Source organism: Aliiroseovarius sp. CAU 1755 (assembly GCF_054482655.1).
In genome coordinates this window covers 637,263-660,812 of record NZ_JBTLRH010000001.1, presented here as the reverse complement: position 1 = coordinate 660,812, position 23,550 = coordinate 637,263, and the positions used below count along the sequence as shown (strand labels likewise).

Annotated in this window: 19 protein-coding genes; 11 read left to right on the top strand and 8 right to left on the bottom strand. The window is 59.5% G+C overall.

The window, feature by feature from the left end; translation table 11 throughout:
• Position 1 precedes the first annotated feature (1 nt).
• Genes ACXYMP_RS03185 through ACXYMP_RS03175 form a run of 3 tightly spaced genes read right to left on the bottom strand, consistent with a single transcriptional unit; the run spans position 2 to position 3,991 of the window.
• Positions 2–988 (bottom strand): branched-chain amino acid ABC transporter permease, encoded by a 987-nt coding sequence (locus ACXYMP_RS03185; RefSeq protein WP_248364882.1) that lies wholly within the window; start codon positions 986–988, stop codon positions 2–4.
• A 10-nt stretch (positions 989–998) separates the two neighbouring features.
• Complete coding sequence (locus ACXYMP_RS03180) at positions 999–1,829, bottom strand: ABC transporter ATP-binding protein (RefSeq protein ID WP_458904304.1); 831 nt, start codon at positions 1,827–1,829, stop codon at positions 999–1,001.
• Positions 1,826–3,991: an AMP-binding protein gene (locus ACXYMP_RS03175; protein ID WP_298567517.1), complete on the bottom strand. Its 2,166-nt coding sequence runs from the start codon at positions 3,989–3,991 to the stop codon at positions 1,826–1,828. The genes ACXYMP_RS03180 and ACXYMP_RS03175 overlap by 4 nt, the downstream gene beginning before the upstream one ends.
• Before the next feature lie 216 nt (positions 3,992–4,207).
• Between ACXYMP_RS03175 and ACXYMP_RS03170 the strand changes: the two genes are divergently transcribed.
• Together ACXYMP_RS03170 and ACXYMP_RS03165 are read left to right on the top strand one after the other, a co-directional pair.
• Positions 4,208–6,130 (top strand): PAS-domain containing protein, encoded by a 1,923-nt coding sequence (locus tag ACXYMP_RS03170; RefSeq protein WP_458904301.1) that lies wholly within the window; start codon positions 4,208–4,210, stop codon positions 6,128–6,130.
• Positions 6,127–6,828, top strand: coding sequence for a response regulator transcription factor (locus tag ACXYMP_RS03165; RefSeq protein ID WP_298567513.1), 702 nt, complete (start codon positions 6,127–6,129; stop codon positions 6,826–6,828). Before ACXYMP_RS03170 ends, ACXYMP_RS03165 begins: the two co-directional genes overlap by 4 nt.
• Positions 6,829–6,926: 98 nt before the next feature.
• Here ACXYMP_RS03165 and ACXYMP_RS03160 read toward each other — a convergent pair whose 3' ends face one another.
• The 4 genes from ACXYMP_RS03160 to ACXYMP_RS03145 all read right to left on the bottom strand — a co-directional run bounded on the left by ACXYMP_RS03160 (position 6,927) and on the right by ACXYMP_RS03145 (position 13,479).
• Entirely contained in the window at positions 6,927–7,880 is a 954-nt protein-coding gene (locus tag ACXYMP_RS03160) for a calcium/sodium antiporter (protein WP_458904298.1), read from the bottom strand.
• 290 nt (positions 7,881–8,170) lie between these two features.
• Positions 8,171–10,852: a cation-translocating P-type ATPase gene (locus ACXYMP_RS03155; protein WP_458904296.1), complete on the bottom strand. Its 2,682-nt coding sequence runs from the start codon at positions 10,850–10,852 to the stop codon at positions 8,171–8,173.
• 214 nt (positions 10,853–11,066) lie between these two features.
• Entirely contained in the window at positions 11,067–12,236 is a 1,170-nt protein-coding gene (locus ACXYMP_RS03150; protein ID WP_458904294.1) for a cation:proton antiporter, read from the bottom strand.
• A 64-nt stretch (positions 12,237–12,300) separates the two neighbouring features.
• The gene (locus ACXYMP_RS03145) at positions 12,301–13,479 is read right to left on the bottom strand and encodes a cytochrome c3 family protein (RefSeq protein WP_458904292.1); all 1,179 of its coding nucleotides are present in this window, start codon (positions 13,477–13,479) and stop codon (positions 12,301–12,303) included.
• Positions 13,480–13,610: 131 nt separating this feature from the next.
• Here ACXYMP_RS03145 and ACXYMP_RS03140 point away from each other — a divergent pair, with 131 nt between their 5' ends.
• The 9 genes from ACXYMP_RS03140 to ACXYMP_RS03100 are packed head-to-tail and all read left to right on the top strand — an operon-like array spanning position 13,611 to position 20,505.
• Positions 13,611–14,882, top strand: a complete 1,272-nt coding sequence (locus ACXYMP_RS03140; RefSeq protein WP_458904290.1) for a Na(+)-translocating NADH-quinone reductase subunit A — start codon at positions 13,611–13,613, stop codon at positions 14,880–14,882.
• On the top strand, positions 14,879–15,661 hold the full coding sequence (locus ACXYMP_RS03135) for an RnfABCDGE type electron transport complex subunit D (protein ID WP_458904288.1): 783 nt from the start codon (positions 14,879–14,881) through the stop codon (positions 15,659–15,661). The genes ACXYMP_RS03140 and ACXYMP_RS03135 overlap by 4 nt, the downstream gene beginning before the upstream one ends.
• Positions 15,648–16,442 carry an FMN-binding protein gene (locus ACXYMP_RS03130; RefSeq protein ID WP_298567490.1) on the top strand — a complete coding sequence of 265 codons (795 nt, stop codon included), beginning with the start codon at positions 15,648–15,650 and terminating at the stop codon, positions 16,440–16,442. Before ACXYMP_RS03135 ends, ACXYMP_RS03130 begins: the two co-directional genes overlap by 14 nt.
• A 3-nt stretch (positions 16,443–16,445) precedes the next feature.
• Positions 16,446–17,111 carry an NADH:ubiquinone reductase (Na(+)-transporting) subunit D gene (locus tag ACXYMP_RS03125; RefSeq protein WP_458904286.1) on the top strand — a complete coding sequence of 222 codons (666 nt, stop codon included), beginning with the start codon at positions 16,446–16,448 and terminating at the stop codon, positions 17,109–17,111.
• On the top strand, positions 17,108–17,722 hold the full coding sequence (gene nqrE, locus ACXYMP_RS03120; RefSeq protein ID WP_458904284.1) for an NADH:ubiquinone reductase (Na(+)-transporting) subunit E: 615 nt from the start codon (positions 17,108–17,110) through the stop codon (positions 17,720–17,722). Before ACXYMP_RS03125 ends, nqrE begins: the two co-directional genes overlap by 4 nt.
• Positions 17,719–18,942 (top strand): NADH:ubiquinone reductase (Na(+)-transporting) subunit F, encoded by a 1,224-nt coding sequence (nqrF, locus tag ACXYMP_RS03115; protein ID WP_458904282.1) that lies wholly within the window; start codon positions 17,719–17,721, stop codon positions 18,940–18,942. The genes nqrE and nqrF overlap by 4 nt, the downstream gene beginning before the upstream one ends.
• Positions 18,943–18,945: 3 nt before the next feature.
• The gene (locus tag ACXYMP_RS03110) at positions 18,946–19,920 is read left to right on the top strand and encodes an FAD:protein FMN transferase (RefSeq protein ID WP_298567479.1); all 975 of its coding nucleotides are present in this window, start codon (positions 18,946–18,948) and stop codon (positions 19,918–19,920) included.
• Positions 19,921–19,936: 16 nt separating this feature from the next.
• Positions 19,937–20,116, top strand: coding sequence for a hypothetical protein (locus tag ACXYMP_RS03105; RefSeq protein WP_298567477.1), 180 nt, complete (start codon positions 19,937–19,939; stop codon positions 20,114–20,116).
• Complete coding sequence (locus ACXYMP_RS03100) at positions 20,113–20,505, top strand: CBS domain-containing protein (protein WP_298567475.1); 393 nt, start codon at positions 20,113–20,115, stop codon at positions 20,503–20,505. Before ACXYMP_RS03105 ends, ACXYMP_RS03100 begins: the two co-directional genes overlap by 4 nt.
• A gap of 157 nt (positions 20,506–20,662) precedes the next feature.
• Here ACXYMP_RS03100 and fdhF read toward each other — a convergent pair whose 3' ends face one another.
• Positions 20,663–23,413 (bottom strand): formate dehydrogenase subunit alpha, encoded by a 2,751-nt coding sequence (fdhF, locus tag ACXYMP_RS03095; protein WP_458904279.1) that lies wholly within the window; start codon positions 23,411–23,413, stop codon positions 20,663–20,665.
• Positions 23,414–23,550 lie beyond the last annotated feature (137 nt).

The following is a 23,550-nucleotide window of genomic DNA, read 5'->3' as shown; positions in this document are numbered from 1 at the left end:
ATCAGACCCTCTCGATGATTTTTTCGCCAAACAGGCCTTGGGGCCTGAAGATCAGGAAAATAAGTGCCAGCACATAGGCGAACCAGTTCTGGGTTGCGCCGCCGATCATGGGACCGATGGTGAATTCAAACAGCTGCTCGCCCACGCCGATGATCAGACCGCCAACGATGGCGCCGGGGATCGAGGTAAACCCGCCCAGCATCAAAACCGGCAAGGCTTTCAGTGCGATCAGCGACAGGCTGAACTGGACGCCAGACTTGGCGCCCCACATGATGCCCGCGACCAAGGCCACGAAGCCTGCAATCGACCAAACCAGCACCCAGATGAAGCGCAACGAGATACCAACCGACAGAGCCGCCGAGTGATCATCCGCCACGGCGCGCAGCGCCCGGCCCTGCTTGGAGTATTGCGAGAAGATCGTCAGCGCGGCCACCAAAAGCGAGGCGACGATCGCCGCGACGATGTCCAGATTATCAATGAAGAACCCATAGCCGAACCAGTCGAAGGTGACCTGATCTATGGTGGCGTTCATACCCTGCGGCAGACCGACATCAAGTTTCTTGATGTCTGACCCCCACATGATGTCGCCGAAACCTTCCATGAAATACGCCAGTCCGATGGTCGCCATGAACAGGATAATGTCAGGCTGTCCGATCAGGTGTTGCAGGACGTATTTTTCGACGATCCAGGCGAACAGGATCATAACCCCCGCAGCCAGCACAATCGCGATCAGCGATGGAACCTGCCATGGGAAATGATGCACCTCGGTGCCAAAGACCGCGTTGATCAAATGGGCGAAAGGCACCTGCCCTTGTTGAATGCCCACCAGCGTCAGTGCTGCGAACAGCGCCATAACACCTTGAGCGTAGTTGAAGATGCCGGAGGCCTTGAAGATCAAGACAAACCCCAGCGCGACCAGCGCGTAAAGCACCCCGGCCATCAGGCCGTTCAGGGTGACTTCCATCGCAAAGAGTAGCTGTTCAGGCATAAGTCCCCCCTTAATCGTGTGCCACGCCAAGATAGGCGTCGATCACATCCTGGTTGTTGCGCACTTCGTCCGGTGTGCCATCCCCAATTTTTTTTCCGTAATCCATCACGACCACCCGGTCGGACAGATCCATGACCACGCCCATATCGTGTTCGATCAGGGCGATTGTGGTTCCAAATTCGTCATTCATGTCGAGGATGAAGCGAGACATGTCCTCTTTTTCCTCGACGTTCATGCCAGCCATCGGCTCATCCAGCAAAAGAAGCGACGGCTGCGCAGCCAGCGCACGCGCCAGCTCGACCCGCTTTTTCAGGCCATAGGGCAGACGTCCAACAGGCGTTTTGCGGATGTGCTGGATTTCCAGAAAGTCGATGACCTTCTCGCAAATCTCGCGGTTCGCAATCTCTTCCCGCTCGGCTTTGCCTTTCCAGATCGCCTGCTGAAGCAGGTTCGCCTTCATGTGGTTCAGACGGCCGGTCATGATGTTGTCCAGCACGGTCATCCCGTCAAACAAAGCGATGTTCTGGAAGGTCCGCGCCAAACCTTGCCGCGCAACCTGATAGGGCTTCATCGGCGGGCGTTTTTCACCACGGAACCAAACTTCACCTTCTTGCGGCTTATAAAAGCCCGAGATGACGTTCAGCATCGAGGATTTACCAGCCCCGTTCGGGCCGATGATCGCGCGGATTTCACCTTCGCGAATGTCAAAGCTGATGTCCTTGATCGCCACCACACCGCCGAAGCGCAGGGTGATGTTTTTCATATCCATCACCACCGGGCCAATCGTGCGGCCATCTGCAGTGACATAGCTGTCGGCGTTCATGTCAGTTGTTGTCGTCATTCTGCCGCCATCCCCTGTTTGGTGCCAACCACAGCCGCGTCGCGGATTTCCAAGGTGGCCGTGATCGAGCCCTTGCGGCCATCCTCATAAGTGACCTCGGTTTCGATATATTGCTCGGACTTGCCGCCATAAAGCGCGTCAATCAGTGGCGCGTATTTCTCTTCCACAATCTTGCGGCGCACCTTCCGGGTCCGGGTCATTTCACCGTCATCCGCATCCAGCTCCTTGTGCAGGATCAGGAAGCGGTGGATCTGACAGCCCGACAACATCTCGTCTTCAGCAACGGATTTGTTAACGGCTTCAACGTGTTCCTGAATGGTCGACACCACGTCCGGGTGGCCCGCCAGTTCCTGATAGGACCCATAGGCGACGTTGTTACGTTCGGCCCAGTTGCCAACTGCCGTCAGGTCGATGTTGATGAACGCGGTGCACATGTCACGGTCATTGCCAAACACCACGGCTTCCAGAATGTCGGGATAGAACTTCAGTTTGTTCTCGACATATTTCGGCGCGAACAGACGGCCATCGGCCATTTTGCCAACGTCTTTGGCGCGGTCGATGATGCGGAGGTGACCGTTCACCTTATCAAAGAAGCCCGCGTCACCTGTAGCCACCCAACCCTCGGGATCTTTGGTGTCGGCGGTGCTTTCGGGGTTGTTGTAGTATTCAACAAACGTGCCGGGGCTGCGATAGAAGATCTCGCCATTGTCCGCCAGTTTGATTTCAACGCCGGGCGCGGGCACGCCAACGGTATCGTTGCGCACCTCGCCATCGGGTTGCACGGTGATGAACACGGTGGCTTCGGTCTGACCGTATAGCTGTTTCAGGTTGATCCCCATCGAGCGGTAGAACTCGAAAATCTCGGGGCCGATTGCTTCACCAGCCGTGTATCCGACGCGGATGCGTCCAAAGCCCAGCGTGTCTTTCAGCGGGCCATAGACCAGAACATCGCCGCAACGATATTTGAAGTATTCAAACGCCTTGCCGCTATAGAGCTTCAGACCCAGCGGATCTTTGGCCTTGAAGTGCTTGCGCGCATTTTTGCCATGCCGCAGCTTTGCAAAGCCCAACCGGATCGCGTTCTCCACAATCGTTTCGGCGGCAAAACCAATCCCCATTGCATAGCGGAAGCCATGGCGGAGTTTCTGCTCCAGGGTCTTTTTCTGGGTGGTGACCTTGCGGCGCGGCATTCCGTATTTCTCGCCGGCGCCTTTTTTGGCGAAATCCATAAAGTGGTGGAACAGCGCGTATTTCAGATCGCCGCTGTCTTCCATCCGGATCATCACGTTGGTCAACTGGGTTTCAAACACGCGGGGCGGGGCGAAGTAATAGGTCGGCCCGATTTCGCGCAGATCCGTCATCATCGTTTCCGGGCTTTCGGGGCAGTTCACACAGAACCCGCACCACATCGCCTGACCCAGCGAGAAGATGAAGTCACCTACCCATGCCATCGGCAGATAGGCCAAAATGTCTTCGTTCAGACCCAGATTGTCAAATTCCGAGGTGTTCTTGGCGCTTTCAACGATATTGCGGTTCGACAGAACCACACCTTTCGGGCGCCCGGTGGTGCCCGATGTGTAAAGCATGACGCAGGTGCTATCGTAAGTCAGCTCTGCCTCGCGGGCAGCCATCTCGCCTTCAAGGCGGGAATGTGCAACGCGGCCTTCTTCCTGAATGTCACGATACCAATGCAGGTGGCTGTGATCATATTTCCGCAAGCCGCGCTTGTCGTAGTAGATCACATGCTCGATATGTTTGACGTTTTCCTGAACCTCAATGACCTTGTCGACCTGTTCCTGATCGCCACAGATCACGAACCGCGCGCCACAATGGTCCAGCACGAATTCCATTTCTTCGGCAACAGCGTCCTGATACAAAGGCACCGGAACCGCACCGACTTTCTGCGCGGCAATCATCGCCCAGTAATGGGCGGGACGGTTGCGGCCGATGATGGCTACATGATCGCCACGATCAATGCCAAGCGCCAAAAGCCCAAGGGCCAGGTTCTCGATTTCCTTGGCGGCCTCGGCCCATGTCCAGCTCTGCCAGATGCCAAATTCTTTTTCACGATAGGCCGGGCGATCCCCATACTTCTTCACGTTCCGCGCAAGTAGCGCGGGAACGGAAGCAAAGTCGCCTGCTGCGGCTAGTTCCTGTGACAAATTTTCCTCCCACCGTCGGTACGGGCGACGTTCCCGATCGCAAAGCGAATCTTCCTTTGCAACCCTGACTGAAAAAACTTGGCCGTCAAAGGTTTCGCCACTTTTTCGCAATCCTAACGAATTGTTACATGGCGGGTCCAGATGTGTGCGACCCAGTCAAACTCCTTTTCATGCGCCGGTTCAGGTGTTAGCGAAAGAGCGTAACAGGAGGCGCCATTGGGACAGAATTTCAACGAAACCTCGGCCCTGACTCAAGCCGGTTTGAACCTTATTCAGCAGGCGCTTTCCATCTATGATCGCAAGCTTCGGCTGGTTGTTGGAAACCGCCAGTTTCAGGATATGTTTGACCTGCCAGACCACCTTGCCACCCCCGGTGCGGAGTTCTCGGACACCATCCGATTTCTGGCAGAGCGCGGCGATTACGGGGCTGTTGGTGATATCGAATCTTTCGTCAAATCGCGCGTCGATCAGGCTTTGGCATTCGAGCCACATTATATGGAGCGCACGCGCGCCAACGGTCGGGTGATTTCGGTCGAAGGTCATCCGCTGTCGCAAGGGGGGTGGGTGACTGTCTATACGGACATCACACCAATCAAGCGGCAAGAGGCACTGTTGCGCGCCCGATCCGAGGAACTGTCCGACCAAGTGCTGAGCTATACCGAAGAACTGACCCAGACCAACCGGGCACTGGCCTCGACAATCGCAGCGCTGGAAGAAACCAAACGCGAGCTGACCGAGATGGAAAGCCGCACCCGCCTGACCGCCGAAATGATGCCCGCGCACATCGCGCGCATAGATCGCGATCGGCACTACACCTTCTCGAACCGTCGCCTTGGATCCGTCATCACGGGGCGACCGAGCGACCTGATCGGGTTGCACGCAATCGAAGCACTGGGCGACGAAGCTTACGCGCATATCTCGCCCTATTTCGCCCGTGCTTTTAACGGCGAACCCAGCGTGTTCGAATTCTCGCACGAAGGGTCAGGACGCCGTATTCGGGTCGCACTAACCCCTGATCAAGACGGTGATGAAATCTCGGGCGTCTACATCCTGTCGATGGACGTCACTGAGGAAGCACAAGCCCGCGCGGCCTTGGCCCAGACCCGCAAACGCGAGCTGGCCGCGCAACTCACGTCGGGCGTGGCGCATGATTTCTCGAACCTGCTGACCATCATCCTTGGGCTGCAAAGCCGTCTGGCCCAGATGCCACTTGGCGATGATGCACAGCAGATGGTTGCCGCCACCACGGCCGCGGTGCGGCGCGGAGGGACGTTGCTGGACCGGATCGCTTCGATCTCGGGCCGGCGCGAGCTGCATTTCGAACCGACCCTCGTGCCCGATATGCTGAATGGACTGGAAACCCTCGCGCGGTCAACGCTGCCCGATGACATCGACCTGATAATCAACGTCGCGGACTTGAACGACCCGATTGTGCTGGACGCAGGCGCGGTGCAGGACGGGATTCTGAACCTTATCCTGAACGCGACCCATGCGATCGGATCGTCGCCCGGCACCATCCACCTGACGGCCCGCCCGATCCGCGACACATGGGTGGAATTCCGTGTCACCGACAGCGGGCCCGGCTTTTCGCGAAAGGCGCTTGAGCACGCACTTGACCCGTTTTTCACCACCAAGGGCGGCGAAGGCTCCGGGCTAGGCTTATCAATGGTTTATGACCAGACCAAGGTTGCTGGCGGACAGGTGAAACTGTTCAATTCGGCCGACACGGGCGGCGCGGTTGTGTCTGTCCGCCTGCCGCTGCGCAAACCGCTCCAGCCCATATCTCCGCGCCTTGTCCTGTTGATCGAGGATATGGAGGACATCCGCACATCCGTTCGCAAAATGTTGACCGATATGGGCCATCAGGTGATCGAGGCGACATCCGCCGAAGAAGCGCTGGGCCTTGTCGATCTGGATGGGTTGGGCCTGATCATTAGCGACGTGATGCTTGAGGGCGCGCAGACAGGTCCCGAGTTCCTGAAAGGGTTGCGCGCGGCGGGCATTGATGTCCCTATGTTGGTTATGACCTCTCTTCCCGCCGATGATCCGCGCAGGGCAGAAGCCGGTTTCCCGGTTTTGCCCAAACCCTTCACAAAGGGCGAACTCGCCACGTTCCTGTCTGAAGAGGTCCGCGTATGACCCAGCCATTGGTCGCCATCCTTGACGACGAACCGGAAATCCGACGGATGCTGTCAGATGCGTTGGAAGACGCCGGTTTTCGCACCGCAAGCTTCGCCCGCGCCACCGAGTTCGAGGCCGCCTTGAACACCATGTCCCCGGATGTCTGCCTTGTGGACCTCGGTCTGCCAGACCGTGACGGGCTGACCTTGGTGCATCGGCTGGCGCTGGAAAGCGGCGCGTCGATCATCATCATTTCAGGCCGCACCCAAGTGCAGGATCGCGTCACCGGGTTGGAGCTTGGGGCCGACGACTATATCGTCAAACCATTCGAACCCGCCGAGGTCGTCGCCCGCGTCCGCGCGCGCCTGCGCGGGCCGAAATCCAGCCTGAAAACGGCGCAAACCGCGACGTTCAACGGCTGGACCGCGCATTTCGACCGTTACATGCTGGAAGACGACAGCGGCGAGGAAACCGCCTTTTCCCACGCCGAAGGCGAAGTGCTGCGCCTGTTCCTTGACGCCCCCAAGCGGCTCATATCGCGCGCGCAAATGCAAGAAACACTGGGTGGCGTCGCCGGTGAAAGCTTCGACCGCGCCATGGATGTCCGCATCTCGCGTCTGCGCACCAAACTTAAGGAAGACCCCAAAAATCCGCGCCTGATCAAGACGATCTACGGCGCCGGGTATATCTTTCTAGGGGATGTGAGTTGGGGATGAAGCCTATGTCCGGTTAGCGTGACAAAGCAGACTCTCGGCAACACCTCGCCAAAGCCCGCTTTTTTGTCCCGAGCCGTCTCTGCGACCTCTCTTCAAGTTCAAGTCAGTAGCGCAGCGAGGTAGGCGGCATAAGCAAGAACGAGAAAGCCACCTTCACGCCGAGAGATGGTCCAACCACTTCGGGCGAAGGCGACGAGCAAAAGTGCGGTCGCACACAAAATCCAAATATCGAAACGGGCAATCTCGCTTGGGATTACCATAGGTTGGACAAGAACGGTAATGCCGAGGATGCCCAGAATATTGAAAATGTTGCTGCCCAGGACATTGCCTAGTGCGACAGAGCCTTCGCCCTTGCGCACTGCAATGATGGAGGTCACGAGTTCAGGCATCGATGTTCCGATAGCGACGATTGTTAAACCGATCAAAGCTTCCGAAAGCCCCGCCGATTGAGCAATAGCGACTGCGCCGGACACCAAGAACCGAGCCCCAAAGATGGTAATCACCAAACCTCCAAGTGCTATCAACAAGGAAACACCGAGATTTGTTTCCGGGCCAGGCACGGCGTCAGCTTCACTCTCGTAGACAGTCGCAGCTGGCGTGCCTCCTGACCGCCTCTCAGACCAGAGCGTGAAGCCCAAATAGGTTGCCAAGGCGACCACTAAGCCCGCGCCGATCAACCGACCGACCTCACCGAGAAGAACAGCACCCAGACAAAGCAGCGTTGAAAGAACAACGACGGCTCCGTCCCGCCGAAACGCTTTTGGATCGACTGAAATAGGTGCAATCAGAGCGGCAATGCCAAGGATCAGCAGAACGTTGCCGATATTGCTGCCAACGACGTTACCAATAGCAATGCCGGAAGACCCAGAGAGAGCCGCTTGCAGGCTGGTGACCAGCTCAGGTGACGAGGTTCCGAAGCCAACCAGTGTCAGTCCGATCACCATCGGCGAGATGCCGAATGACTTGGCAGCGGACACTGCGCCACGTACGAGCATTTCGCCGCCGACGATCAAGCCAACAAGGCCAAAAATGACGAGAAGTATTGCACTCATTTACGGGAAGATCTTTCTACCAAATGACAGAGCGGAAGTGTGCATTCAGAACCACTTTACAAGAGCCTAAGCAGACATTCGTGCAGCTTTCAGCGTCCGCCAAAATGGCTTCAAACCCGCCCTTCGCGGTGCAGTCACCAAATGCCGCCTACGCGGACAGCGCACGCACCCAAAAGGCGACGATCAGGTGTTGCGGCGACCGCGTGATTGGGCGGGGGGGGGGCTGACACCTCATCTAACCTGCGGGCCGGGATACGGACGAGCTTTACGATGCGGGTGCAAAGATCGCCTCACCACGTCAAAAAGCGCAGCACGAACGGGTTTCCGCGTCGCACAAAGACGCGGCGCAGTTCGTCCCCCAGCAGTATCAGCAGGGCAAACGGGACGGACAGCATAAGGTGCCAGGCCTCAAGCGGTGCGGTGCCGAAAAACGTGTTGAAGGCCGGGATATAGCTGATGCAGGCCAGCAGCAGCAGTTCAAATGCGATCCCCACCAAGACCAGCTTGTTAGACAGCAGTCCGACGGTCAGCAGGCTTTGCGTTCGGGTTCGGCAGATGATCACATCCGCCACTTGGCAAATGATGATCGAGGCAAAGAACCCGGTGATTGCCGTCCGGTACAATGGGTCCGAGCTGGCCAGGTCTTGCCCCCATTCCCACCCCCCGGTGTAGAGGATGGTGAAATAGGTGAAAAACCCCGCCGCCGCCTGCAACATTCCGATAATTCCATAACTCATCAGCAGCAGGTTGCGGCTTAGCAACCGTTCACCCCGTTGTCTGGGTTTGCGTTTCATCACATCGGTTTCCGGCTTTTCCGCCCCCAGACCGAGCGCGGGCAGAATGTCCGTGCCCAAATCGATGCTGAGGATCAGGATCACCGTCAGCGGCAAGGGAATATCCAGCAACACAAAGGCGATGAAGGGCAGAATCTCGGGGATGTTGGAGGTCAGGATATAGGCGATAAACTTCTTGATGTTGTCGAAAATGGTGCGGCCTTCTTCTACGGCCGCAACGATGGTGGCGAAATTGTCGTCCATCAGCACCATATCGCTGGCCTCTTTGGCGACATCGGTTCCCATCACGCCCATGGCCACACCCATGTCGGCGTTCTTCAGCGCGGGTGCGTCGTTCACCCCGTCGCCTGTGACTGTCACGATCTCTCCGCTGGCTTGTAGGGCCTGAACGACCTGCAATTTTTGGGCCGGTGCGATGCGGGCGAAGATAATCTCTGCCTCGTCTTGCAAGACGGTCTGCAGTTCGGCGTCGGTCATCTGTGACAGCTCGTCGCCCTGCACCACGCGTCCATGCGGGCCCATCATCCCGATCTGTTGGGCGATGGTCTTTGCGGTCAGGCCGAAATCACCGGTCAGCATGATCACCCTGATGCCTGCTGACACGCAACGCTCCAAGGCGATGGGCACTTCTGGGCGGGGCGGGTCGATCATCCCCGTCAGGCCCAGAAACACGTATCCATCCTCGGGCACCCCGTCGCGGTCGCAAGCACGCGCGGCAAAGCCCAGCCCGCGTTCGCCGCGGCCTGCCAATTTGTGATACGCATCCACGATGTCGCCGTGGCGATCCGGGGTCAGCGCAAATTCTTCGCCATTCAGAGCAACCTTGTCGCACATGGCCAGCACCACCTCGGGCGCGCCCTTAAGGTAGGCTTGCGGCCCGGTCCCATCATCGGTGACCGTGATCATCCGCTTGCTGGTCGAGTTAAAGGGCTGTTCGGCGATCTCTTCGACACGCCGCAGGGCGGCTGGATCGGTGTAGTTGCGCGCGTAAAGCAGCAGCGCACCTTCGGTCGCATCGCCCGCGTAACCATCATCGGTCAGATAGGCGTTGTTGCAGACACACATGACCCGAAGCAGCCGATCAAAGGCAGCGGCATCCGCCACCTGCCTGTCATCAACGGCATAGGCGGCCCCGCCGACGACAACCGTGTTCACGCCAAGCCGGTTTTGCGTCAGGGTGCCCGTCTTGTCTGTGCAGATGACAGTGGTCGACCCAAGGGTTTCAACGCTTTCAAGGTTCTTGATCAACGCGTTCTTCTGCGCCATGCGGCGGCTGGCCATGGTCAGGCTAAGCGTAACAGTGGGCAGCAAGCCTTCGGGCACATTCGCCACAATGATGCCGATCGCGAAGATCAGGCTGCCGATCACATTGTTGCCGATGGCGACAGACACGCCAAAGAAACTCACCCCCAGAAAGATTGCGATGAAGCTGATGACCTTGATGAAGTATTTCAGTTCCTGGTGGATCGGCGTTTCCGTCGCCTCTGTGGCCTTGGTCAACGCCACAATGCCACCGATCTGGGTGTTCATGCCGGTTTCAACCAGCAGCACCTTACCTTCGCCGTTTTGCACAAGGCTGCCCGAGAAGATCATGTTGGGGCTTTCCAGCATTGCCTTGGCTGATTTGCCTTCGTCCAGCAATTGCGGTTCGCTTTCACCGGTCAGGCTTGAATTGTCGACCTTAAGCTCTTTGGCCTCAATCAACCGCCCGTCGGCAGGCACCTTGTCACCCTCGTTCAGCACGATCACGTCACCGGGCACCAGCTCGCCGACGGGCACCTCTTGCGGGTTGCCGTCGCGCAGGGCGGTGATCATCGAGGGCAGCATATTCTTGAAGCTGTCCATGATGCGTTCGCTTTGATGTTCCTGAAAATAGGTGAACGCCGCGTTTAGGAACACCACACCGACCAGCGCAATGGCGATATAGAGATTGCCGTTGCCTGGGTCCAATTTCTCGGCCGTCATCGCCAGCGCGCCGCCTGCGATCAGCAGGATGGCAAAGAAATTCTTGAACTGCTGAAGAAACTTGACGATTTCGGGCGTGTCCTTCGAAACCTTCAACTCGTTGGTGCCATACCGCTCCAGCCGGTTTTTCGCTTCGTCTGTCGTCAGGCCTTCGCGCGTGCTGTCAAGCTCCTCCAAGACGTCTGTAAGCGATCTGGTGTGGTAGTCTGCCATGTTCTCCGCCCCATTTTTTGCGGGCGTAAAACATACCCAACTGTCCTAAGTATCAATCCACACGCACTGAAAAATAATGATGTAGATCATGATCGGCGCTGTTTTTGGAAGGCTGCGTTTGGCGAAGAATAACTCGGATCTCGCACAGCCTGGCGCCGACGATCAGCGTCTCAAACCTCACTTACCTGCAGTCAGCGGCGGGCGAGCAAGCCCGCTACAACCGATCGCGCCGTGCGCGGGCGTTTTGGTAGAGCGCCAAAAGAGTGACGGGGGGGCCGACGATCTCGAAGAAAACGGTGCCGGCGATGGTCAGCGTCATGATCGTTGCCGCCCAGCTGGGGAATGCCTCGGCAGCGACCAGCGCCATACCGACGGCAACACCGGCCTGTGGCAAAAGTGCCGGACCGTAGTGAGACGCCTCGGCCCGGGGGACGCCACCGATCCATGCGCCGAACAAGCCGCTCGCCAGCCGTGCGGCGATCCGAAGCCCGGCATAGGCAAGACTGATCCAGCCAAGCGTCCTTAATGCGTCCAATTCAAGGGACGCACCTGCGAGCAGAAAGAACAGCAACATGAACGGCCATTCGATGTATTCGATCTCGTGAAAAGCATGGGCGTGATGGCGCGCGAGATTGGCAATCAACGCGCCAGCAGTCATGCCCGCCACCAGAAACGAAACCTCAAGCCATATCCCAAGGCCCGCGGTGACAAAGACCACGCCAATGGCTTCGGTCTGCAGCGGCTCGCCCTCTTTCAGGCGTCCGGTCAGGTATGCGGACGGAACGCCAACACAGATGCCAAGCAATACCGCCCCCCCGATGTCACGACCTGCGCCCAAAAGCGGCGCGGCCCAGCCGCCGGACTGATCGATCAAGGCCAGGCAGACGCTGAACATCAACAGCCCCCAAACATCGTCGATGGCGACGATACCGTTGAGCGTCTCAGTGAACCCGTTGCGGATTCCCGACTGGCGGATCACGTCCGAGATCGCCGCCGGGTCGGTTGCCGTGGCAATCGCCCCCAGCAAAAGCGCAAGGGCGGGATCAAGACCCAGCAGGCTCAGACCCGCCCAGACAATTCCTGTCGTTCCTACGACAATGCAAAGTGATATCGCGGAAATGGCGCGCCCATGGCGGCTCAGGTTGTCGCGTGTCAGCTCCCCCCCAAGTAGGAACGCCACCATCGTCAGTGCGACCACTGAAATCGGTTCGAACAAGTCGGTTGCGGCCTGCGGCAGAAGATCAAGACCTGATGGCCCGACCAGAAGCCCAAGAAGCAACAGCATCGTCACACGGGGCAACCGGGTCAGGTGGCCGATCTTGTCGGCAAGCAACCCGCCAAGGAAAAGCACGCCAATCGTGATGAGCAATAGCGCCTGTTCCATGCCCTGCGGTTCCTATGCGTTGAGGTTCCCCGTGGTCCGATGCATCACCGGACCACGGATTGGGTTATCTCAGCAGATTGAGGGCTTCCAAATCCATCCCTAACGGGCCGCTCAGATCCTCGATCGAGTCGTAGAGAAGCTCAAGCGCATAGTGGGGATTGTGGGCGTAGTTGCCGGGGTCAGACGTCACCAGCTTCCAGTTGTAAGCCGCGCGCAGGCTTCGGGGTGTCCAGCCGTTATAGGCAACGGGTTTGCCTTCGCTTTCGTCGATCACACCATCGCCATTCGCGTCGGTGAAGAAGTATGGATAGCGTGTCCCGTCATAAACGATAGGCACACCCGCGACGTCGCGCGAATAGCTTTCCACAGTTTTCAACAGCAACGCGGCATTCGACTGAATGTCGGCGCGGATACCGACCGACGTATCTCCGGTGCCGGAATAGCTTTGGCGCGAAATGCGGATGTCCTGCGCGCTGTCTGCCTGGTGGCATGTCAGGCAGGGTTCAAACTCCACCTCAAGCGTGTGCGGTTCGTGGCACGAGTTACAGGTCGATACCGGACGGGCGTGGAAGAAACGTCCCGAATAGTCGCGCCCTTCGTAGTGATAGCCCGCCCCGCCATAGCCGCCCAGCCACGTCGCCGCAGCGGTGGCATAGTGCGGATTGATGAACCGCAGCTCTGGGTTTGAGGTGTCGATGTCCATATCCGCGATGGCAGTGCTGACATTGACGCCAGCAGTGCGGCCTTGGTGGCACGTCATGCAGGACGCCTCGACACCCTGAACGGGGTGCGCCAAGCCGCTGGGGAACTTCACCTCGGTGATTTCGGCAAGGCCAGCATTGTGGCATGTGCCGCAATCCACGACGCCGCCAATATCGACGGGCGCTTCGATGACACCGGGCTCGCTTCCATCCAGCCCGTGGAACGCGCGAAATCCTTCACCGGAGTGGCAGACCGCGCAGGCGGGTCGGATTTCCTCATCTTCATCCCAATGACGAAACGCCTCGGCCGCGGCATCGGCATGGGCCGAGCGGAACCAGTTGGCGATCGCATCATTATTTTCAATTTTGATATCTGCCGGCTTGAACGGCCCTGATTTTGGCAGTGCAAAGGGGATGACAGCTTCGCTCTCGCCGGGCGTGTCATCCGTGCTTTGGCTAAGAACGCCGTAGCTGCCGGACACGAGGATGAAAACCGCTAAGAGGGCCAGAGGGATGGTCGATACGCGAAAAAAATCTTTCATGGTTGATTCTCCGTGGCATGCGAAATGGGACCCTTCCATCTAATCACGATCATGTTATCGTTACACGGAAAAATTGTGCTTATCTGATGTGCTCCCGTGTTTTGGCGCGAGCGAGACGCAGGAGTGAGATCATGCCAGCTCTCAAAGTTCGAGCGGGATTGACCCCGACATTTCCGTCGCCACCTCAGCGCGATCGGGGGCCGACAGACGTGATCACTCAAGAGGCCGGAATACGAACATCGTCGGGCCAAACCCTGCGCATCACGCCGCTTGTGAAAGAAGATGACCTTGTCGCGCAGGGCGCGCCTGTTGCGTGCCTGCGGGATGCGCCACAGATCCAGTTTGTCGCACCGATGCCCGGACGCATCGCACGCATTTCCCTCAAGCCGGGGCGCAAGCTGTCCGAAATCGTGATGTTTCACGAAGCAGGCGGCGAAGTGGTCCAGCACGACGGTGCCGGTGCAACAACTGACCATGCTCTGCGCGACCTGATGCAATCTGCCGGTGTGTGGCCGTGGCTGCGACGGCGGCCATTTGGTGGCATGCCAGCCGCCGATGAACGCCCGTCAGCGATTGTCGTTATGGCCATCGACACGCGGCCCTTCGCCCCCGATCCGCGTCAGGCGCTGGCAGGGCGCGAAGAAGCGTTTGCGCACGGTCTGCAAGCACTGGCATCTTTAAGCGACGGTCCGGTCTTTGTCTGCCATGCACCCGGCCCTGCGCTGTTTGAACGCGGCCTTGGCGACGGACAGGTGCGCGCCGAAGCCTGCACCCCGCGCCACCCGCAAGGATCTGCCGGGCTGCGCATTCACGCCCTTGCGCCAGCCACGACCGAAACACCCGTTTGGGACATTCACGCCGAAGATGTCGCCGCATTGGGCGACCTTCTTTCGACCGGGATTCTACCAATGTCGCGCCTTGTGCGTGTTGCAGGTTCGGGACTGCGCGAAAGCCGACTGGTCCGTGCTCAACCCGGTGCCGATTTGCGCGAACTGACGCTGCGCGCCGTGGCACCCGGAGCGCATGTGTTGATGTCGGGATCGCCGCTGGACGGTCACGAAACCCATTGGCTTGCCCCGCGCCACCGGCAAATCACGGTGCTGCCGCGTCCGCAAAACGACAAGCCGCCGCATTGGTTCGTCGCAGCGCTCACACGCTCGGGGCTGCCAAAGCCGGTTATTCCGACGGCCGCGTTGACGCAAGCGTTCGGCGCGGCCCTGCCCGCCGTCGCACTGGTGCGCGCGCTCAGTGCGGGTGACGATGAAATGGCGATGAAACTGGGGGCGCTGTCCATGCTTGAGGAAGACGTGGGTCTTGCCGACTATGTGCTTGGCGGGCAGTCGGACTTGGCCGAACTTCTGCGCGGCATGCTGGACCGAATACAGACAGAGCTTGCGCCATGATGAAGGGGCTTTGGGATCGTGAAACTGTCGCGCTGATGTTGCTGGCCGCCTATATGCCACTTGCGCTTTTCTGGCTTTGGTTTGGCGGCGCCGAGGCACTTTCACGGCTTGGCTTCGCACTTCTTGTCCTTGCGGTCTGGCATCTTGTTTTCATGATTGCACGGGCGCAGCCACCGTCGTTTGCGGCTTTGATAACGGCCTTGGCTGTGGCGATGCTTGCGCCGCAGGATCTTGGCGCGATCCGAATGCTATTGGGGATCAGTTTCGGCGTGGTGATGGGCGAACTGGTGTTCGGGGGCTGGGGCCGCAATGTCGTGAACCCCGCGACCGTGGCGCTGTCGTTCCTTGGCTTCGGGTTTCCGGGCTTTGCTTGGCCGGGCTTTGATGATCCGGTTGTTTGGGCGGCTATCCCTGCGGCCCTGATTGGGGTCGCGACGGGTGTCATGCCCGCCGCCGTATTGGGCGGCGCGCTGGTGGTAGGCGCGGGTGCCGTGATGCTGGGTGTTCCATTGGATGCGGTTCTGCCTGCAGCCGGAATTGTTCTGGTGCTTCTTGTTGTCGATCCGGTGACAAGCGCATCAACGACCCTTGGCCGGTGGATCAACGGCGGTCTGTATGCAGGCTTGGTGGTTATGTTCGCGACGGGCTGGACCGACGCTGCCCCGGTTCAACTTGCAATCGCAGCGGCGCTTTTGACATCCTTGGCAACGCCGCTTTTGGATGAAATCGCGGTCACTCTTTGGATCGCGCAACGCAGGAGGCGTCATGGCCGGAACTGACTGGAACCCTTGGCGCCGCCTGCTTGCGTTGCCCAATGAAAGCCGCGCCAAAACGATCATCGTGGCGTTTCTTGTGTCAGCCATCTGCGCCTTGCTGGTCAGCAGCGCCACGGTTCTTCTGCGCCCCATCCAAACCGCGAACCGTGCCGCAGAAGAACAGGCACGCATTGGCGATCTTGTGCGCGGCATTCCGGGCATGGCAGCCCTTTTGGAAGAGTCCGGCGGCACCCTTTCGACCGTCGTCATCAATCTTAACACGGGGCGCGCCGCACAAGACGTAACAGCCGAAACACTTGATGCCGCCCTGACCGATATGGCGAACTGGACAGTGCTGGACGCTGGCGCGGACATTGCCGGGCTTGGGCAGCGGCCTAACTTTGCGCAGATATTCCTGCTGCGCGACGACGATGGAGTATCGCTGGCACTGTTGCCGGTCGCCGGCCAAGGCTATGGCGGGCAGATTGATGCGATCCTTGCGGTTCACGGCGACATGAACACGATCGCCGGCATCGCGATCACCCAACACGCCGAAACGCCCGGCCTGGGTGGACGGATCGAAGACCGTTCGTGGCAGCAAAACTTTCCCGGCACGATCATCCGCGACGACAGCGGGGATGTCAGGTTCAGCGTCGCACGTGGCGATGCGACCACCGATTATGAAGTGGACGGTATCACCGGCGCCACCCGCACCGGCAGCGGTATCACCCGCATGATGCGGTTCTGGCTTGGCCCCGATGGATACGGCCCCCTGATTGACGCAATCGCGCGCGGGGAGTTCTAGGCCATGAGCGCGCGCATCTCGTTCTGGACCACGCTAACCGACCCGCTGATCCGGCAAAACCCGGTCACGTTGCAGATCCTTGGTATCTGTTCGGCACTGGCCGTGACGACAACGCTTGCCACGGCGCTGACCATGTCGGTGTCGCTGACGGTCGTGCTGACGCTGGCGGCTGGCATCATCAGCTTGATCCGGCGCCATATCCCCGACACGATCCGGCTGATTGTGCAGATCGTGATCGTCGCCTCGCTCGTGATCGTGATCGACCAGATCTTACAAGCCTATTTCGCCGATATCAGCCGCGCGCTTTCGGTCTATGTTGGGTTGATCACGACCAACTGTCTGGTCCTTGGACGCACTGAATCCTACGCTCGCTTTAATGCGCCGCTGCCCTCGATGGTCGATGCGTTCGGCAATGGGCTTGGGTATTCGCTTGTGCTGATCGTGATTGGCTCAATTCGCGAACTTTTCGGCATGGGGCAGTTGTTTGGCGCGCAGGTTTTGCCGCTGGCTGAAAACGGTGGCTGGTTCACACCGCTAAGCCTGATGTTGCTGGCCCCATCAGCCTTCTTCCTGCTAGGAGGGCTCGTCTGGGCCGTGCGGTCGGTGCGCACTGAACAGGTCGAACCGCCTGATCACACGCCGCCCTTGCAACGGGGGGCCGTGGATTGAACGACCTGTGGTCCTTTTTCCTGTTCGCGGCCTTTGTCGACAACATGCCGCTGACGCTGTTTTTGGGGCTTTGCACGTTTCTTGCCCTGTCACGGCGCACGGAAAGCGCGGTTGGGCTTGGCATTGCGATGACGGGTGTTCTGGGCGTGACGGTGCCCCTGAATAACCTGATCTATAACCTCTTTCTTGCGCCCGGCGCTTGGGGTTGGGCGGGCCAGCCTGACCTTGATCTGTCGTATCTGGCCTTGATCGCCTTTATCGGCGTGATCGCGGCCACCGTGCAGCTTTTAGAGATGCTGCTGGATCGCTTCTTTCCTGCAATTCACGCAGCCTTCGGGGTCTTTTTGCCGCTTTTGACCGTGCAATGCGCCATCCTTGCCGGCAGCCTGTTCATGGTCGAGCGCAGCTATACTTTCGTTGAATCGGCGGTCTTTGGCGTGGGCAGCGGCGTTGGGTTCGCGGTTGCCGTTGTCATGCTTAGCGCGATCCGTGCGCGCCTTTCCTATGCGGACCTGCCCGCGGGGCTGCGCGGGTTAGGGATCGCCTTCATCCTCACGGGTCTCATGTCACTGGGCTTTGCCTCTTTCGCACAAATGGCAGCAGCCCCATGAGCGAGATTGTCCTAGGCAGCATGATCATCGCTATGCTTGTCGTCGGACTTGCCACCGGGCTGCTTTTGGTGCGGCGCCGGCTGGTCCCGCAAGGCAATATCGACGTCACCGTGAACGACACCGTGCAGATCGCCACCCAACGGGGCACCAAATTGCTGGATGTGCTGCACAACGCCGAAATCCGTATCCCTGCGGCCTGTGGCGGGTCCGGCACCTGCGGATTGTGTCGCGTGACCGTCACCGGCGAGGGTGCAGGCACGCCGCAAGCAACCGAACGCGGTGTGTTGTCCCCGAAGGAAAGGCGGGCCAATATGCGCCTTGCTTGCCAGGCAACTTTGCGCGGCGACTGTGCTGTGCAGGTGTCCGAAGACATCCTGAGCGCGGGGGCAGGCGTGACCTGCACGGTCACCTCCACACGCATGTTGGCGCCGCTGATCCGCGAGATCGTGCTTGAACTGCCGAAGGATCATCCGACGACGTTCAAGGCAGGCGATTTCATGCAGATCACCGCGCCTGCCTACCGGCTGGATTTTGCGACACTGGAATTGGAACCGCGCTTTTGCGACGCATGGGACATCAACCGATGGGGCAGGCTGAACGTGACGTCCGATGCCGATGTCACCCGTGCCTATTCCTTGGCCAGCCGCCCCGAGGATACGGGTTTTGCGGTGTTCAACATCCGCCTTGCCGTGCCGCCCGCCGGACGCGAGGATGACGTTCCGCCGGGAATCGTGTCGTCTTGGCTGTTTTCACTCAAGCCGGGTGACAAGGTCCTTGCCTCGGGTCCGTTCGGAGAATTCCACGTCCAGCCAACAGAACGCGAGATGGTGTTCATCGGGGGCGGCGTGGGCATGGCACCACTGCGCGCGATGATCCATCAGGAGATCGGGCGCGGAAGCACCCGGCGCATTCGCTATTTCTATGGCGCGCGCACCGCAGCCGATCTGTTCTATTCTGACGAGTTCGAGGAACTGGCCGCCAATCATGCTACGTTTAGCTGGACACCGGCCCTGTCAGATCCAGCACCAGGTGATCGCTGGACGGGCGCGACCGGGTTCATTCACGAAAGGCTCAAAGCGGAAATGAGCACCCATCCCGCACCGGAAGAGTGTGAATACTACTTATGTGGCCCGCCCGTTATGATTTCCGCCGTTCTCGCCACGCTGGAACAACTGGGCGTCGAGCCGCGCTCGATTTTCTACGATGATTTTGGAGGCTGAGACATGAATGACCGAACCATCCGACCGTCGCGCCGCACCGCGCTTGGCCTGATTGGCGCAGCACTGGTGCTGCCGAAGGTCAGCCATGCCGCCGCCGTCTCGGAAATCGCGGGCGATGCGTTCGGCACGACATGGCGGATCGTTGGGCCGCCAAGCGCCGAACTGGAGCGCCTTCGGTCTGGCATCAAAGCACTGTTCGCCAGCATTGATCGGCAAATGTCACCATGGCGCAGCGACAGCGTCATCAGCCGCTTCAACGCGATGGCCACAGGATCACAGGCCGTGGACGCTGAGATGATCCACGTAACGGCCTCTGCCCTGCATCTTGCGCGCGCCAGCAACGGCGCGTTCGACCCCACCGTCGGGCCTTTGGTCGCGCAATGGGGGTTCGGGCCAATTCAGGGCGGCAGAACACCGGATTGGCGCGGGTTGTCGCTTGGCGTGGATTACATCGCCAAGGCGCGCGATGACCTGACGCTTGATCTGTGCGGAATTGCCAAGGGCCGCGCCCTGGATCGCGCTGTTGATCTGGCGCAGGAGGCTGGCATCGACAATCTGCTGTTTGATCTGGGCGGCGAGCTTAAGGCGCTTGGCACACATCCCTCGGGGCGACCGTGGCACGTCGCGGTGCAGCACCCGCTGACCGGCCAACCTGCCGCCACTTTACGCCTGACAGACGGGCAGGCCGTGGCGACATCGGGACTTCGCGCGCAAAGCTATGAATTGGCGCAGCGCAGATATGGGCATATCATCGACCCCACAAAGCGCGCGCCTGCCGATGCAGGACTATTGTCCGTCACGGTTCTGGGCGCGGATGCGATGACTGCAGATGGTTGGGCGACGGCGCTGTTTGCAGCAGGCCCGACAGCAGGGCCAGCCCTTGCGCGCGATCACGATCTATCCGCCCTTTTGATTGTGCGCGATGGAACGGGGATCAGGTCGATCAAGACCGGTTCAATCGAAACGATGCTGCTATGAATAAGGACTTCGGATAATGGAAATCCTGTTTGCAATTGCGATCTTTGGCCTTGCGGCTGCGGGTCTGGGCCTTGGGCTGACCTTGGGGCGCGGACCGGTGCGCACAAGCTGCGGGGCGTCCGCCGGTCTGCGCGAGGGGCGCTGTGCGGATTGCCCATTGCGGCGCATCGCTGACGCAGTGGAGGCGGAGCAATGAGCGCGCACCGGGTCGCGTCTATTATGCGCCGCGATGTGCCCATTCTGACGCCTGATACACCGATCCGGCGTGCCGTCGCCCAGCTGATTGACGCAGGCATCGCCGCCGCGCCTGTGGTCGGTGAAGATGGCAGGCTGGATGGCATCCTGACCCAGAAAGACTGTTTCCGCCCCGCCCTGAATGCAAGTTATTATCAGGAGTGGACCGGGCGCGTCGCCGATCAAATGTCGCGCGATGTGGTTTGTGTCGATGCCAGCGACGATGTCATCCACATTGCAGAGATGTTCTTGTCCCACCCGCACCGCCTCTTTCCAGTGATGGAGGGCGGCAAGGTTGTCGGGCTCGTGGACCGCTCTGATGTCCTTGCCCTACTGTTGCGCATTGAGTAGCGGGCTAATCGAGATCAGGGGGCGGTGCCCGCGAAGATCCTGACCTCTTGGCCAATAGAATTCTTGAGATAATTTCCGCCGCGCATGCGGACCTTCGCTGCGCCCCCGTTGAATTCGTAGATGGGGCGCAAAGCTGACATACCGCGATGCGTGCACCCTACTCCGCTGCCACCTGCGCCACTTTCTCAACCTTCACCGCAGCGAACTTCATTTCGGCGATCTTGCCGTATGGGTCCAGCGCAGGGTTGGTCAGCGTGTTGGCTGCTGCTTCCACATAGGCAAATGGCAGGAACACCATATTTTCGGCCACGCCATAATCCGCGCGGGCCATGATGTCGATTGTGCCACGTCGCGTGGTCAGGCGGACCATATCGCCCGGCTCAACGCCCATTTCACGTAGGGTTTTGGGGTTGAGCGAGCAGTTGGCCTCGGGCTCGATCGCGTCCAGCACGGTGGCGCGGCGGGTCATGGAACCGGTGTGCCAATGCTCCAACTGCCGCCCGGTGGTCAGGACCATCGGATAGTCGGCATCCGGCAGTTCGGCGGGCGGCAGGATCGCGGCGGGCGTGAAGCGCGCGCGTTTGCTTGGGCGCGGGAAGCCATCGCCAAACACCACCGCCTGCCCCGGATCTTCGGGGGAAAGCGACGGGTAGGTGACGGCATTCTGCGCCTCGAGCCGGTCCCACGTGATATGATCGAGCGACGGCATCACGCGACCCATTTCGGCAAACACTTCACTGGGATGGGTGTATGTCCAATCCAGCCCCAAACGTTTCGCAAGCTCGACTGTGATCCACCAATCTTCTTGCGCCTCACCCGGAGGCGGCACGGCGGGGCGGCCCATCTGGACCTGCCGGTTGGTGTTGGACACCGTCCCGGTTTTCTCGGCGAAGGCAGCGGCGGGCAGGACCACATCGGCATAGCTGGCCGTTTCGGTCAGGAAGATGTCCTGACTGACCAGAAACTCCATCCGCTGCAACGCTTCGCGCACGTGGGTGATGTCGGGATCAGACATGGCCGGATTTTCGCCCAGAATATACATGCCTTTGATGCGGCCATCATGCACCGCATCCATGATCTCGACCACGGTCAAGCCGGGCTTGTCGGACAAGTTGTCCACACCCCATTCGGCACTGAACTCGGCCAAAACAGCAGGGTCTTTCACCGATTTGTAGTCGGGCAGGAACATCGGGATCATGCCCGCATCAGACGCGCCCTGCACGTTGTTTTGACCGCGCAGCGGGTGCAAACCTGTGCCCGGACGCCCGACATTACCGGTCATCAATGCCAGTGAAATCAAGCAGCGGGAGTTATCTGTGCCGTGCACGTGCTGGCTGATACCCATGCCCCAAAAGATCATACCGGCCTTGCCAGCCGCAAAGGTGCGGGCGGTGGCGCGCAGCTCATCTGCGGAGATGCCGCAAATCTCGGCCATATCCTCGGGCGGGAAGGCTTTCAGGTGTTCGCGCATCGCCTCCCAATTCTCGGTGTGCTTGGCGATATAGGCGTCGTCGATCAGACCTTCTTCGGCGATCACATGCATGATCGCGTTTAGCATCGACACGTCACCGCCCGGCTTGAACTGCAACATATGCGTCGCGAACCGGCTGAGCGAGGTGCCGCGCGGGTCCATCACGATCAGCTTGCCACCGCGCTTGGTGAACTGCTTGAAATAGGTCGCCGCAACGGGATGATTTTCGATCGGGTTTGACCCGATGACGATTGCCACATCGGCGTTTTCGATCTCGTTAAAGGTGGCGGTCACAGCGCCCGAGCCTACGTTTTCCAGCAGGGCCGACACAGAAGACGCGTGGCACAGCCGGGTGCAGTGGTCCACGTTGTTGTGGCCAAAGCCCGCGCGGATCAGTTTCTGGAACAGATAGGCCTCTTCATTGGTGCATTTGGCCGATCCAAAGCCAGAGACCGCGTCGCCGCCATGGGTATCGCGCAGTTTGGCAAGACCGTTTGCCGCGAAATCCAACGCCTCGTCCCAGCTTGCTTCACGAAAATGGGTCAGCGGGTTGGCGGGATCGACGTTTAGCCCCTTGGGTGCGCCCTCTTTACGGATCAGGGGTTTGGTCAGGCGGTGGTCGTGGTTGATATAGTCGAACCCGAACCGGCCCTTCACGCACAAACGACCTTCATTGGCGGGGCCATTGATCCCTTCGACATAGACAACCTTGTCATCTTTGACGCGCAAACTGACCTGACAGCCAACACCGCAGAAGGGGCAAATGCTTTCGACCTCGCGGTCATAGTCTTCGGTGTCTGTCACTTTGGCTGGCATCAGCGCCCCGGTGGGGCAGGCTTGCACGCATTCGCCACACGCCACGCAGGTCGAGGCGCCCATCGGGTCGGAAATATCAAACACCGGATAGGCATCATGCCCCCGCCCCGCCATGCCGATCACGTCATTGACCTGCACCTCGCGGCAGGCACGGACGCAAAGGTTGCACTGAATGCAGGCGTCCAGATTGACGCTCATCGCGACATGGCTGTCATCCAGAAGGGGGATGCGCCCGGATTCCAGCTTCGGGAAGCGGCTGGTTTCCACGCCGGTCAGGTCGGCCATGTCCAGCAGATGCGACGAAGCATCATGTGGGGTCTCCGGCTGGTCGGCCATCAACAGTTCGACCACCATTTTGCGGGCCGTCCGCGCGCGGGCATTGTCGGTGGTGACAACCATACCCTCAGCAGGTTCGCGAATACATGACGCCGCAAGGACGCGTTCGCCCTCAATCTCGACCACGCAGGCGCGGCAGTTCCCATCGGCGCGCAGGTCCGGCACATCCTTGTAGCACAGATGCGGGATCAGGGTGCCCTCGCGCTTGGCCACGTCCCAAATGCTCTCGCCCTTGCGTGCCGTAACCTCTTGTCCGTCCAAGGTGAACTTGATGCCGTCGCTCATGGAAACCTCCGTCTAGTCCTGACCAGTATAAACCATGCGATGGGGCACGTCAGTCCTTCAATCCCGACGCCCCGCACCGATTTTGCGCCAGACCCCCTTTTCGAACTGCACCCAACTGTCTAGCAATAGGCCGAAAG

Excerpts from the sequence above, each read along its gene's own strand:
- ACXYMP_RS03130 (WP_298567490.1), top strand. The coding sequence starts at position 15,648 with ATGGCCGGAACTGACTGGAACCCTTGGCGCCGCCTGCTTGCGTTGCCC.
- nqrF (WP_458904282.1), top strand. The coding sequence starts at position 17,719 with ATGAGCGAGATTGTCCTAGGCAGCATGATCATCGCTATGCTTGTCGTC.
- ACXYMP_RS03140 (WP_458904290.1), top strand. The coding sequence starts at position 13,611 with ATGCCAGCTCTCAAAGTTCGAGCGGGATTGACCCCGACATTTCCGTCG.
- ACXYMP_RS03180 (WP_458904304.1), bottom strand. The coding sequence starts at position 1,829 with ATGACGACAACAACTGACATGAACGCCGACAGCTATGTCACTGCAGAT.
- ACXYMP_RS03135 (WP_458904288.1), top strand. The coding sequence starts at position 14,879 with ATGATGAAGGGGCTTTGGGATCGTGAAACTGTCGCGCTGATGTTGCTG.
- ACXYMP_RS03145 (WP_458904292.1), bottom strand. The coding sequence starts at position 13,479 with ATGAAAGATTTTTTTCGCGTATCGACCATCCCTCTGGCCCTCTTAGCG.
- ACXYMP_RS03105 (WP_298567477.1), top strand. The coding sequence starts at position 19,937 with ATGGAAATCCTGTTTGCAATTGCGATCTTTGGCCTTGCGGCTGCGGGT.
- ACXYMP_RS03155 (WP_458904296.1), bottom strand. The coding sequence starts at position 10,852 with ATGGCAGACTACCACACCAGATCGCTTACAGACGTCTTGGAGGAGCTT.
- ACXYMP_RS03185 (WP_248364882.1), bottom strand. The coding sequence starts at position 988 with ATGCCTGAACAGCTACTCTTTGCGATGGAAGTCACCCTGAACGGCCTG.
- fdhF (WP_458904279.1), bottom strand. The coding sequence starts at position 23,413 with ATGAGCGACGGCATCAAGTTCACCTTGGACGGACAAGAGGTTACGGCA.
- ACXYMP_RS03125 (WP_458904286.1), top strand. The coding sequence starts at position 16,446 with ATGAGCGCGCGCATCTCGTTCTGGACCACGCTAACCGACCCGCTGATC.
- ACXYMP_RS03165 (WP_298567513.1), top strand. The coding sequence starts at position 6,127 with ATGACCCAGCCATTGGTCGCCATCCTTGACGACGAACCGGAAATCCGA.
- ACXYMP_RS03160 (WP_458904298.1), bottom strand. The coding sequence starts at position 7,880 with ATGAGTGCAATACTTCTCGTCATTTTTGGCCTTGTTGGCTTGATCGTC.
- ACXYMP_RS03100 (WP_298567475.1), top strand. The coding sequence starts at position 20,113 with ATGAGCGCGCACCGGGTCGCGTCTATTATGCGCCGCGATGTGCCCATT.
- ACXYMP_RS03110 (WP_298567479.1), top strand. The coding sequence starts at position 18,946 with ATGAATGACCGAACCATCCGACCGTCGCGCCGCACCGCGCTTGGCCTG.
- ACXYMP_RS03150 (WP_458904294.1), bottom strand. The coding sequence starts at position 12,236 with ATGGAACAGGCGCTATTGCTCATCACGATTGGCGTGCTTTTCCTTGGC.